Source organism: Pelomonas sp. KK5 (assembly GCF_001984095.1).
Lineage (GTDB): Bacteria > Pseudomonadota > Gammaproteobacteria > Burkholderiales > Burkholderiaceae_C > KK5.
In genome coordinates, this window is record NZ_LYVQ01000195.1 from 1 (window position 1) to 12,635 (window position 12,635).

A 12,635-nucleotide genomic window follows, 5' to 3' on the forward strand; every position below is an offset into this window, starting at 1 on the left:
TCATCAGGCGGATGTCGGGCGGCAGCGGGGCTGGCGGGCGGAGGGTGGGCATCGCGTGCTTCTTCTTCGATTCAGGCGTCCGCGCGGGCGCGGCTGATCAGCCACAGGCACAGCTGCTCGTAGGAGATGCCCGCCGCCTTGGCCGACATCGGCACCAGCGAATGCGAGGTCATGCCCGGCGAGGTGTTCATCTCGAGCAGGTAGGGCTTGCCGTCGCGCAGCATCACGTCGGCCCGGCCCCAGGTGCGGCAGCCCAGCGACTTGTAGGCGCGCAGCACCAGTTGCCGGATCTCCTCCTCCAGCTCGGGCGCGAGGTGGCCGATGTGGTACTCGGTCGAGTCGGTGAGGTACTTGCTCTCGTAGTCGTAGGCGACCTTGGCGCGGATCTCGATCACCGGCAGCGCGATGGCCTCGTCGCCCTCGCCGAGCACCGGGCAGGTCAGCTCGGGGCCGTCGATGAACTCCTCGCACAGCACCACGTCGTCGTACTTCGCGGACAGCTCGATCGCCGCGGGCAGTGCGGCCAGGTCGGTGACCTTGCTCGCGCCGATGGACGAGCCCTCGTGCGGCGGCTTGATGTAGACCGGCAGGCTCATGCCGGCCGGCAGCGCCGTGTCGCCCGGGCGCAGCGCGGCCCAGCGCGGCGTGGGCAGGCCGTCGGCCAGCCACAGGCGCTTGGTCATGATCTTGTCCATCGCCAGCGCGGAGGCCAGCACGCCCGAGCCGGTGTAGGGAATGCCCAGCAGCGCGAGCGCGCCCTGCACCGTGCCGTCCTCGCCGTCGCGGCCGTGCAGCGCGATGAAGCAGCGCTCGAAGCCCTCCGCCTTCAGCTCGTGCAGCGGTCGCTCCGACGGATCGAAGGCATGGGCGTCCACGCCCGAGGCGCGCAGCGCGGCCAGCACGCCGGGGCCGGACATGGTCAGCGAGACCTGGCGTTCGGCCGACGTGCCGCCCATCAGCACGGCGACCTTGCCGAGCCCCTTGGGATCGATGTTGTTCAGATTCAGATCCAGCGTCATGCCTGGACCTCCTTCAAGAGTTCAACGGTTTGAGCAGGCACCGCGCCGATGGAGCCGGCGCCCATCACGATGACAACATCACCACCCTGCGCCGCATCGGCGATCGCCCGCGGCAGCGCGCCGACCTGCGGCACGAAGCTCGCGCCGGTCGCCGCCGCCAGCGCGGCGCCGGTGGCGGATTCGATGGCCGGCTCGCCGGCCGCATAGACCTCGGTCAGCAGCGTCAGGTCGGCCTGGCCGATCACGCGCACGAAATCGTCGAAGCAGTCGCGGGTGCGGGTGTAGCGGTGCGGCTGGAAGGCCAGCACCAGGCGCCGGCCCGGGAAGGCGCCACGCGCCGCGGACAGCACCGCGGCCATCTCGACCGGGTGGTGACCGTAGTCGTCGATCAGCGTGAAGCGGCCGCCGTCGGACGCCGGCAGTTCGCCGTAGCGCTGGAAGCGCCGGCCCACGCCGCCGAACTTGTCGAGCGCGGTGACGATGGATTCGTCCGGCAGTTCCAGTTCGGTCGCCACGCTGATCGCAGCCAGCGCATTCAGGACGTTGTGTCGGCCTGCCAGGTTCAGCACCACGGGCAGGTCCGCCATGCCGGCACGCTGCACGGTGAAGCTCATGCGGCCGCCTTCGAGCGCCACCACGTCCACGGCACGCACATCGTTGCCCTCGTCCAGGCCGTAGCGCACCACCGGCCGCTCGACCCGCGAAGCGATCGCGCGCACGCCGGCATCGTCCCCGCACAGCACGGCCGCGCCATAGAAGGGCATGCGGCCGAGAAAGTCGATGAAGGCCTGGTGCAGGCGGCCGAGGTCATGGCCGTAGGTCTCCATGTGGTCGGCGTCGATATTGGTGACGACGGCCATCATCGGCAGCAGGTGCAGGAAGGAGGCATCGCTCTCGTCCGCCTCGACGACGATGTACTCGCCGTGGCCCACCCGCGAGTTGGCGCCGGCCGACAGCAGCTTGCCGCCGATGACGAAGCTCGGGTCGGTGCCCGCCGCTTCCAGCACCGCCGTGACCAGCGAGGTGGTCGTCGTCTTGCCGTGGGTGCCGGCGATCGCGATGCCTTTCTTCAGCCGCATCAGTTCGGCCAGCATCAGCGCGCGTGGCACCACCGGCAGGCCGCGGGCGCGGGCGGCGGCGACCTCGGGGTTGTCGGCCTTCACCGCCGTCGACGTGACGACCGCATCGGCGCCGGCCACGTGGGCGGCCGCATGGCCGATGCGCACGGTGATGCCCAGCGAGGCCAGGCGCTGCGTCACCGCGCCGTCGCTCTGGTCGGAGCCGGACACGGTGTAGCCGCTGTCGTGCAGCACCTCGGCGATGGCGCTCATGCCGGCGCCGCCGATGCCGACGAAGTGGATGTGCTTGATGGCGTGCTTCATGTGAGCCCCTCGTCCGATGGGTACATCGGCCGATCCCCCAAGGGGATGCGCACTTGCTTGGGGCGGCCCGGCGCTGCGTGCTTCATGCCACCAACCTTTCGATTTCATCGGCGACACGCGCCGCCGCACGGGGACGCGCCAGATGCCGAGCCTTGTCCGCCATCGCCAGCAGCGTCTCGCGGTCCAGGTTGGCCAGCAGTTGATGCAACCCTTCCGGGGACAGGTCTTGCTGCGGCAGATGGATCGCCGCGCCGTGCTGGGCCATGAACTTCGCGTTGTCACGTTGATGGGAGGTGGTGCTGACGACCAGCGGCACCAGCACCGAGGGCAGGCCCGCCGCGCAGAGCTCGCTGACCGTCACGGCGCCGGCGCGGCAGACGATCAGGTCGGCCTCGGCCAGGCGGGCGGCCATGTCGTCGATGAAGGGCAGCAGTTCACCCTCGACGCCGGCCGCCTTGTAGGCCTGCTGCACCGCGGCGAGGTTGGCCTGGCCGGTCTGGTGGGTGACGATCGGCCGCGTGGCCGCATCGGTCCACAGCGCCAGCGCCTTCGGCACGCAGTCGTTGATCGCCCGGGCGCCCAGCGAGCCGCCGACCACCAGCAGCTTCAGCGGCCCGCTGCGGCCCGCATAGCGCTCGGCCGGCATCGGCAGCGCCTCGATCTCGGCGCGCACCGGGTTGCCGGTGACCACCGCCTTGTCGGTGGACGCCGCCGCCGCGCCGTCGAAGCCGAAGCCGATGCGGCGCGCAAAGGGCTTCAGGCTCTGGTTGGACAGCAGCATCGCCGCGTCGGCATTGACCAGCATCAGCGGCCGGCGCATCAGCCAGGCCATCAGCCCGCCGGGGAAGCAGACGTAGCCCCCCATGCCCAGCACCGCATCGGCGCTGCGCGTGACGAAGACCTGGCGCGACTGCACGAAGGCCTGCACCAGCTTGAAGACGCCCTTCACCGCATGCAGCAAGCCCTTGCCGCGCAGGCCCGCGAAGGCCAGGCGATCCAGCGGCACGCCGCTGGGCGGCACCAGCTTGTTCTCCATGCCCTGCTCGGTGCCCATCCAGCTGACGGACCAGCCGCGGCGGGCCATCTCTTCGGCGACGGCGAGCCCGGGAATGATGTGGCCTCCGGTACCGGCCGCCATGATCACGAGATGCTTGCTCATGCGCGGCCTCCGCGCATCATCTGGCGATTTTCGATGTCCACGCGCAAGGCGACCGCCAGGGCCACCGCATTCATCAGGATCGCCGAGCCGCCGAAGCTCATCAGCGGCAAGGTCAGCCCCTTGGTCGGCAGCGCGCCCAGGTTCACGCCCATATTGATGAAGGCCTGGCCGCCCATCCAGATGCCGATGCCCTGCGCGTAGAGACCCGCGAACACGCGGTCCAGCGCGATCGCCTGGCGGCCGATGTGGAAGAGCCGGCGCGACAGCCAGAAGAAGGCCACGATCACCAGCGCCACGCCGACGAAGCCCAGTTCCTCGCCGATCACGGCGAGCAGGAAGTCGGTGTGCGCCTCGGGCAGGTAGTGCAGCTTCTCGACCGAGGAGCCCAGGCCCTGGCCCAGCCATTCGCCGCGGCCCAGCGCGATCAGCGAGTGGGTCAGCTGATAGGCCTTGCCGCTGGCGTACTTGTCGTCCCAGGGGTTCAGGTAGGCGAAGATCCGCTCGCGGCGGAAGTCGCTGAAGGTGATCATCAGCACGAAGGCGCCGACCAGCACGCAGACGATCAGGAAGAACATGCGCCCGTTGACGCCGCCCAGGAACAGGATGCCCATCGCGATCGCCGCGATCACCATGAAGGCGCCCATGTCCGGTTCGGCCAGCAGCAGCACGCCCACCACGGCCAGCGCCACCGCCATCGGCCAGACGGCACGGAAGAAGTTCTCCTTCACGTCCATCTTGCGCATCATGTAGCTGGCCGCGTACATGGCCATCGCCACCTTGGCCAGTTCGGAGGGCTGGAAGTTCATCACGCCCAGCGGCAGCCAGCGCCGCGCGCCGTTGACGCCCTTGCCGATGTGCGGGATCAGCACGATCACCAGCAGCAGCAGCGCCGCCACGAACAGCCAGGGCGCCGTGCGCTCCCAGAAGGCGATCGGGATCTGCACCGTCACCACGCCCGCCAGCAGCGCGACGCCGATGGAGAAGATGTGCCGCGTCAGGAAGTGCGTGGGCAGGTAGTTGGCGAAGCGCGGGTTGTCCGGCATCGCGATCGAGGCCGAATAGACCATCAGCAGGCCCAGGGCCATCAGCAGCAGCGTGACCCAGACCAGCAGCCCGTCATAACCCTGGATCTGCGTGGGCTGGCCAGCCGAGGTGGAGACCCAGTCGCGCACCGGCACGTCGCCGTCGCGCTTGCTTTCGCCACGGCGCAGCAGCCGGTCGCGGATGCGCTGCATCCAGTCGTTGAGCGGGTTCATGGCGAGATTCACAGGGGCAGCCCTCGCTCGTTGGCGATGTCCTGCACCGCGGCGATGAAGACCTCGGCGCGATGCGCGTAGTTGCGGAACATGTCCAGGCTCGCGCAGGCGGGGCTCAGCAGCACACTGTCGCCGCTGTGGGCCTGGGCCACGCACCACTGCACCGCCGCTTCCAGCGTGCCGTGCGAGGCGATCGGCAGATGCACGTCGGCCAGCGCGGCCTCGATCTGCGGCCCGTCGCGGCCGATCAGCGCGATCGCGCGGGCATGGCGCATCACGCCCTCGCGCAGCGGCGAGAAGTCCTGGCCCTTGCCGTCGCCGCCGAGGATCAGCACCAGCTTCGACGGCGCCCGGTCCGCGCCCAGGCCATTGATCGCAGCCACGGTGGCGCCGACATTGGTGCCCTTGGAATCGTCGTAGAAGTCCACGCCGTCGATCAGCGCCACATGTTCCACGCGATGCGGCTCGCCGCGGTACTCGCGCAGGCCGTGCAGCATCGGCGCCAGCGGGCAGCCGGCCGCCGTGGCCAGCGCCAGCGCGGCGAGCGCGTTGGCGGCGTTGTGGCGGCCGCGCACGCGCAGCGCATCGGCGGGCATCAGGCGCTGGATGATGATCTCGTCGTCCTCATCGTCGCCGGGCTTGCGCTTCAGGGTCTCGTCGGCCTCGCGGGCGCGCACCAGCCAGGCCATGCCGGCTTCCTCGACCAGGCCGAAGTCGCCGGGCTTCGTCGGCGCTTCGAGGCCGAAGCGAACGACCTTGCGGCCCACCATCTTGGTCGGCCGGCCGCGGCCCTGCTTGACCGGCACCGGCGCGGGCACCATCGCCTCGACCAGCGGGTCGTCGCGGTTGATCACCAGCACACCGTGTTCGCCGAAGATGCGTGCCTTGGCCCGGCCATAGGCCACCATGTCGCCATGCCAGTCGAGATGGTCCTGCGTCAGGTTCAGCACCGCGCCGGCGGTGGGCTCGAAGCCCTTGACCTCGTCGAGCTGGAAGCTGGACAGCTCCAGCACCCAGACCTCGGGCAGGTGCTCGAACACCGGGCCCTTGGGCGGCGGCGGCTTGATCGGCAACGGGGCTTCGTCGAGCAGCGCTTCGACTTCTTCGAGCACCGACGTCGCCGGAGCCTGCTCGTCGTCCGCGGCATCGGCGGCGACCTCGGCGGCCACGGCCGGCGGCTCGTCCTGCGGCGGCGGTTCCTGGTCGATCGCCAGCGCCAGCGTCGTCAGCATGCTCGGCCCGATATTGCCGGCCATGGCCACCCGCTTGCCGCAGCGCTCGACCAGCAGCCCGGTCATGCAGGTCGTCGTCGTCTTGCCATTGGTGCCGGTGATCGCCAGCACATCGGGCGCGTAGCGGCGCTCGGCCTTGAGGTCGGCCAGCGCGCGGGCGAACAGGTCCAGCTCGCCCTGCACCGGGATGCCGGTGGCGCGCGCGAGGTTCAGCAGCGGCGCCAGCCGCGCATCCAGCGGCGACAGCCCCGGGCTCTTCAGCACCAGCTGCACGCCGGCCAGCGCCGACTCCGGCAGCTCGCCGTGGAAGAAGGCCACCTCAGGCAGCTCGGCCTGCAGCTTCTCAAGCTGCGGCGGCGCGGCGCGCGAGTCCCAGGCGCTCACGTCCGCCCCGTAGCGGCGGCACCAGGCGCACATGGCCAGGCCCGAGTCGCCGAGACCCAGCACGAGTACCTTGATGCCCTGGAGATGCGCTTGCATGACTTGTTACCTCAGCGCAGCTTCAGGCTGGCCAGGCCGACCAGGCACAGCAGCATCGTGATGATCCAGAAGCGCACGACGACCTGCGTCTCGCGCCAGCCCGACTTCTCGAAGTGGTGGTGCAGCGGCGCCATCTTGAAGATGCGCCGGCCCGAGCCGAACTTCTTCTTGGTGTACTTGAACCAGGTCACCTGGATCATCACGGAGAGCACTTCGGCCACGAACACGCCGCCCATGATCCCGAGCACGATCTCCTGCCGCGTGATCACCGCCAGCGTGCCCAGGCCGCCGCCCAGCGACAGCGCGCCCACGTCGCCCATGAAGACCTGGGCCGGATGCGCGTTGAACCACAGGAAGGCAAGACCTGCCCCCGCCAGCGCCGCGCAGAAGATCAGCAGCTCGCCGGCGCCCGGGATGTAGGGCAGCAGCAGGTAGCGCGAGAACACCGAGGAGCCGGTCACGTAGGCGAACACGCCCAGCGCCGAGCCGACCATCACGACCGGCATGATGGCGAGGCCGTCGAGCCCGTCGGTGAAGTTCACCGCATTGCTGGTGCCGACGATCACGAAGTACGAGAGGCCGATGAAGCCGAACACGCCCAGCGGGTAGCTGACCGTCTTGAAGAAGGGCACCAGCAGGTCGGCCTTCGGGGGCAGGTCGGTGGAGAAGCCGCTGGCCACCCAGCGGTAGAACAGCTGAACGACGCCGAGGAAGCTCGTCTCCGACACGCTGAAGGCCAGGTACAGCGCGGCCACCAGGCCGATCAGCGTCTGCCAGAAGAACTTCTCGCGGCTCCTCATGCCTTCCGGGTTCTTGTCGACCACCTTGCGCCAGTCGTCCGCCCAGCCGATGGCGCCGAAGCCCATCGTCACCAGCATCACGACCCAGACGAAGCGGTTGCTCCAGTCGAACCACAGGAGCGTGGACACGCCGATGCCGATCAGGATCAGCACGCCGCCCATCGTCGGCGTGCCGCTCTTGGCCAGGTGCTGCTGCACGCCGTATTCGCGGATCGGCTGGCCGATCTTCATCTCGGTCAGGCGGCGGATCACCCAGGGGCCGAAGGCCAGGCCGATCAGCAGCGCCGTCATCGCCGCCATCACCGCACGGAAGGTGATGTAGTTGAAGACGCGCAGGAAGCCCCAGCCGGGCTCCAGCGTCAGCAGCCATTGCGCCAGGCTAAGCAGCATCGGCAGTCCCCTCCAACAGCTTGGCAACCACCTGTTCCATCTTCATGAATCTCGAACCCTTGACCAATACGTTCTGCACTGCCGCCGGCAAGCCCGCCGGCAGGATGGCCAGCAGTTCGGCCACCGTGTTGAAGGACTGCGCGCCGGGGCCGTAGGCCGCCGTCGCGTGGGCAGCCGCCGTGCCCACCGTCCAGAAATGCTCGATGCCGCGCTCGGCGGCATAACGCCCGACTTCAGCGTGGAAGGCCGGCCCCTGGTCACCCACCTCGCCCATGTCGCCCAGCACCAGCCAGGAAGCGCCGGGCAGGCCGGCCAGGACGTCGATGGCGGCGCGCACGCTGTCGGGATTGGCGTTGTAGCTGTCGTCGATCAGCGTGATGCGGCGGCCGTCGGCGGCCGTGAAGCCCTTCAGCTGCGAACGGCCCTTGACCGGGCGGAAGTCCTCCAGGCCGCGGGCGATCGCGGCCAGCGGCGCGCCGGCCGCCAAGGCGCAGGCCGCGGCGGCCAGCGCATTGCGCACGTTGTGCTCGCCGGCCACCGTCAGCACGATCGGCGCGCTGCCGGCCGGCGTGGTCAGTTCCAGCGCCCAGTGGCCGCCGTCCATCCAGCGCGCGCGGCCGGTCACGTCGGCCTCGCCCTGCAGCGCGAAGCTCAGCACGGCGCGGCCCGCGGCCATCCGGTGCCAGATCGGCGCGCAGGCGTCCTCGGCCGGGAACACGGCCACGCCGGCCGGGCCGAGCGCCTCGATGACGGCGCCGTTCTCATGGGCCACGGCCTCGACCGTCTGCATGAATTCCTGGTGCTCGCGCTGCGCGTTGTTGACCAGGGCGACCGAGGGCTGCGCCATCGCGGCCAGCGGCGCGATCTCGCCCGGGTGGTTCATGCCCAGCTCGACCACCGCCGCGCGGTGCCACTGGGCATCGTCCTGGCGCAGGCGCAGCAGCGTCAGCGGCACGCCGATGTCGTTGTTGAAGTTGCCCTCGGTGGCCAGCGCATGCACGCCGATCCAGGCGCGCAGGATGCTGGCGATCATCTGCGTGACCGTGGTCTTGCCGTTGCTGCCGGCCACGGCGATCAGCGGCAGGTGCAGGTGGCGGCGCCAGGCGGCGGCCAGGTGGCCCAGCGCGGCCTTGGCGTCGGGCACCTCGATGCCGGGCATGCCGGCGGCAGCGAGGCCGCGCTCGGCCAGCGCCGCGACGGCGCCGGCGGCAGCCGCCTGGGGCAGGAAGTCGTTGGCGTCGAAGCGCTCGCCGCGCAGCGCGACGAAGAGATCGCCGGCCGCCAGCGTGCGCGTGTCGCTGTGCACGCGGGCGAACTCGGTCTCCGGATTGCCGACCAGCCGCGCCTCGGGCACCGCCTGCAACAGCAGGTGGTGGGCCTGGCCGATCGTCATCATCATGTTCACAGGCCGGCCCTTTCGATCAGGGCGGCGCGGGCCTCTTCCACGTCGGAGAAATGGCGGCGCTCGCCGGCCACTTCCTGGTAGTCCTCGTGGCCCTTGCCGGCCAGCAGGACCACATCGCGCGGGCCGGCCTCGGCCAGCGCCTGCACGATGGCCTCGCGGCGGTCGATGACCACCGCGTGAACGGCCGCGCCCATGCCCGCCACGATGTCGGCCAGGATCTGCTCCGGAGCCTCGTGGCGCGGGTTGTCGGAGGTGACGATGACGCGCTGCGCCAACTTCGCCGCAATGCCGCCCATCAGCGGGCGCTTGGCGCGGTCGCGGTTGCCGCCGCAGCCGAACAGGCAGACCAGCTCGCCGCCACGCGCCGCGGCCAGCGGCGCCAGCGCTTCGAGCGCCTTCTCCAGCGCATCGGGCGTGTGGGCGTAGTCGACCACCGCCTGCGGCAGCTCGCGGCCATTGCCGATGCGCTGCATGCGGCCCGGCACCGGCGTGACCTGGCCGATCACCGCGGCGATCTCAGCCAGCGGATGGCCCAGCGCCCGCAGCGCGCCAATCACGCCCAGCAGGTTGGCCACGTTGTATTCGCCGATCAGGCCGGTCTCGACGATCACGGCCGGCTCGCTGCCCTCACGCAGCAGGAAGGCCAGGCCACCCTGGCGGTAGTGCAGCTGGTGGGCCGAGAGGCGCGCATCCTCGCGGTTCAGTCCGTAGGTCCAGACATCGAGCCGGCCGGCCAGCTCCGCCGCCAGCGGCGCGCCCTTGGCATCATCGATGTTCAGCACCGCGGCCTGCAGGCCCGGCGCGTCGAACAGCGCGCGCTTGGCTTCCCAGTAGGCGTCCATCGAGCCGTGGTAGTCCAGATGGTCCTGCGTGAAGTTGGTGAACAGCGCCACGCGGATCTGCGTGCCGGCGAGGCGGTGCTCCTTCAGCCCGATGGACGAGGCCTCGATCGCGCAGGCGCCGTAGCCCTCGTCGGCCATGCGGCGGAAGGCCGCCTGCAGCAGCACGGGGTCAGGTGTTGTCAGGCCGGTGTAGTCGATCGAGCCGGGGCGGCCCGGCAGCGGAGGCTCGCCCACACCCAGCGTGCCGACGACACCGCAGCGCCGGCCCAGCAGCGTCAGCGCCTGCGCGGTCCACCAGGCGGTCGAGGTCTTGCCGTTCGTGCCGGTGACGGCGACCACCGGCAACTGCTTCGTGGGCTCGCCGTAGTACGCGGCAGCGATCAGCCCGGTAGCCGCCTTCAGGCCCGGCAGCGAGGCCACGCGGGCATCGGTAAAGGTGTAGGCCTCCACACCCTCGTCCTCGACCAGGCAGGTGGCGGCGCCCGCGGCCAGCGCGGCGGCGACGAACTCGCGGCCGTCCCGCGCATAGCCGGGCCAGGCGATGAAGGCATCGCCCTGGGCGACGGCGCGGCTGTCGGTACGCAGAACGCCCGTGGTCCATTCCTGGAGCCAGCGGGCGGCGGCGGCGGGGGATTTCAGACGGGTCAGCATCAGGGCACCTGCCTGGCGGTATTGGGGGGCGGACTCTGCGCCGCCACGATCTGTGATTTCACATCCACATCGGGCGGCACGCCCAGGATGCGCAGCGCCTGCGGCGCCAGCTTGGCGAACACCGGCGCCGACACCAGGCCGCCGAAGATGATCCCGGCGCCGGGCTCGTCCACCATCACCGCCACGACGATGCGCGGCTTGTCGATCGGCGCCAGGCCGACGAACCACGCCCGGTACTTGTTGCCCGCATAGCCGTGGCCCTGCTGCTTGCGCGCGGTGCCGGTCTTGCCGCCGACGCGCCAGCCGTCCACCTTGGCGCCCTTGGCGGTGCCGCCCTCGGCGGTCACCATCGACAGCATCTCGCGCACCTCGGCCGCGGTCTTGGCGGAGAAGACCTTGACGCCCTGGGCGCGCATGCCCTCGGGCTGCTTGCGGATCGTGATCGGCACGACCTCGCCGTCGTGGGCGAAGGCCGTGTAGGCGTGGGCCAGCTGCACCAGCGAGACCGACAGGCCGTAGCCGTAGGACATCGTCGCCTGCTCGATCGGGCGCCAGCTCTTGTACGGGCGCACGCGACCAGCGGCGAGGCCGGGGAACTCCAGTTGCGGGCGCTGGCCCAGGCCCAGCGCGGTGTACATGTCGTAGAGCTCGCGCGGCTGCATCGACAGGCCCAGCCGCGCGGCGCCGATATTGCTGGACTTCTGCACCACCTCCGAAACGGTCAGCGAGGCATGCGGCTCGTCGTCACTGGGCGCGAAGCCGGAGATCACCAGGCTGTGCGGCGCGGTGGTGATCACGCTCTCGGGCCGCACGCGGCCGGTCTCCAGCGCCAGGCCGACGGTGAAGGGCTTCATCGTCGAGCCGGGCTCGGCCGTGTCGGTGAGCGCGCGGTTGCGCAGCTGCTCGCCGCTGAGGTTGACGCGGTTGCCGGGGTCGTAGCTCGGGTAGTTGGCCAGCGCCAGCAGCTCGCCGCTCTGCGCGTCGAGCACCACCACCGAGCCGGCGCGGGCCTTGTTGGCCAGCACCGCGTCGCGGATGCGCTGGTAGGCGAAGAACTGGATCGTGGAGTCGATGGACAGCTCGACGTCATGGCCGTTGACGGCCGGCGTGCTGTCGCCGATGTCCTCGATCACGCGACCCAGCCGGTCCTTGACCACGGCGCGCGAGCCGTCGCGGCCCTGCAGCTCCTTCTGGAAGGCCAGCTCGATGCCTTCCTGGCCCTTGTCGTCCGCGCTGGTGAAGCCGACCACGTGGGCCGAGGCCTCGCCCTCGGGGTACTTGCGCTTGTATTCGTTCTCGCGAACGATGCCTTTCAGGCCCAGCTCCTTGATGCGGGCGGCGGTGTCGTCGTCGGCCAGGCGGCGCAGCCAGACGAAGCGGCTGGCCGGGTCGAGCTTCTTCTCCAGCTCGGCACGGCTGATGCCCAGGATCTTCGCCAGCTCGGCGCGCTTGGCCGGGTCCTCGTCCACGTCCTTGGGGATGGCCCAGAACGAGGGCACCGAGACGCTGGCCGCGAGCACCTTGCCGCTGCGGTCGGCGATGCGGCCGCGGCTGGACGGCAGCTCCAGCGTGTGGGCGTAGCGGGCCTCGCCCTGCTTCTGGAAGAACTGGGTGTCGACCACCTGCACGTAGAGCGCGCGCACCAGCAGGCCGGTGAAGGCCAGGCCCACCATCGCGACCAGGAAGCGCGAGCGCCAGGGAGGCGTCTTGCTCGCCAGCAGCGGGCTGGTCGAGTAGTTGACGCCGCGCGTGCTGAGCGCGCGGGCGCCGCTGCTGTCCTTGTTGGCTTTGCGGCCCATCACGGACGCCCTCCCTCGGCGGGGCGGTCCTGGGCTTCCTGCGTCACGGCCGGGGTGATCGGCCGCATCTTCAGCCGCTCGCTGGCGACCTGCTCGACGCGCAGATTGGTGGCCTGGGCATGGCGCTCGGCCTGCAGGCGCTGGCTCTCCAGCTCCAGCCGGGTGGCTTCGTTCTTCGCGCGGTCCACGGCCGTGTACAGGCGGCGCGCCTCGTAGGCGC

10 protein-coding genes are annotated in these 12,635 nt (G+C 70.5%); all 10 read right to left on the reverse strand.

Annotation, left to right across the window (positions count from 1 at the left end; all coding sequences use genetic code 11):
* Positions 1–71 precede the first annotated feature (71 nt).
* Positions 72–1,019, reverse strand: coding sequence for a D-alanine--D-alanine ligase (locus tag B0W88_RS23940; RefSeq protein ID WP_198937924.1), 948 nt, complete (start codon positions 1,017–1,019; stop codon positions 72–74).
* Positions 1,016–2,401 (reverse strand): UDP-N-acetylmuramate--L-alanine ligase, encoded by a 1,386-nt coding sequence (gene murC / locus B0W88_RS23945; RefSeq protein ID WP_077037132.1) that lies wholly within the window; start codon positions 2,399–2,401, stop codon positions 1,016–1,018. The genes B0W88_RS23940 and murC overlap by 4 nt, the downstream gene beginning before the upstream one ends.
* Before the next feature lie 82 nt (positions 2,402–2,483).
* On the reverse strand, positions 2,484–3,560 hold the full coding sequence (gene murG / locus B0W88_RS23950) for an undecaprenyldiphospho-muramoylpentapeptide beta-N-acetylglucosaminyltransferase (RefSeq protein ID WP_077037133.1): 1,077 nt from the start codon (positions 3,558–3,560) through the stop codon (positions 2,484–2,486).
* On the reverse strand, positions 3,557–4,816 hold the full coding sequence (gene ftsW, locus B0W88_RS23955) for a putative lipid II flippase FtsW (RefSeq protein WP_144006921.1): 1,260 nt from the start codon (positions 4,814–4,816) through the stop codon (positions 3,557–3,559). Before ftsW ends, murG begins: the two co-directional genes overlap by 4 nt.
* Positions 4,817–4,824: 8 nt before the next feature.
* On the reverse strand, positions 4,825–6,528 hold the full coding sequence (gene murD / locus B0W88_RS23960) for a UDP-N-acetylmuramoyl-L-alanine--D-glutamate ligase (RefSeq protein WP_077037134.1): 1,704 nt from the start codon (positions 6,526–6,528) through the stop codon (positions 4,825–4,827).
* 11 nt (positions 6,529–6,539) lie between these two features.
* A complete protein-coding gene (mraY, locus tag B0W88_RS23965; protein ID WP_077037135.1) occupies positions 6,540–7,718 on the reverse strand; it encodes a phospho-N-acetylmuramoyl-pentapeptide-transferase in 1,179 nt (392 codons plus the stop codon).
* Positions 7,708–9,114: a UDP-N-acetylmuramoyl-tripeptide--D-alanyl-D-alanine ligase gene (gene murF, locus B0W88_RS23970; RefSeq protein ID WP_077037141.1), complete on the reverse strand. Its 1,407-nt coding sequence runs from the start codon at positions 9,112–9,114 to the stop codon at positions 7,708–7,710. The genes mraY and murF overlap by 11 nt, the downstream gene beginning before the upstream one ends.
* 5 nt (positions 9,115–9,119) lie before the next feature.
* On the reverse strand, positions 9,120–10,616 hold the full coding sequence (locus B0W88_RS23975) for a UDP-N-acetylmuramoyl-L-alanyl-D-glutamate--2,6-diaminopimelate ligase (RefSeq protein ID WP_077037136.1): 1,497 nt from the start codon (positions 10,614–10,616) through the stop codon (positions 9,120–9,122).
* Positions 10,616–12,415 (reverse strand): penicillin-binding protein 2, encoded by a 1,800-nt coding sequence (locus B0W88_RS23980; RefSeq protein ID WP_077037137.1) that lies wholly within the window; start codon positions 12,413–12,415, stop codon positions 10,616–10,618. The genes B0W88_RS23975 and B0W88_RS23980 overlap by 1 nt, the downstream gene beginning before the upstream one ends.
* The coding region (locus tag B0W88_RS23985) for a cell division protein FtsL (protein ID WP_077037138.1) at positions 12,415–12,635 on the reverse strand (221 nt) is incomplete at its 5' end. The genes B0W88_RS23985 and B0W88_RS23980, both read right to left, overlap by 1 nt.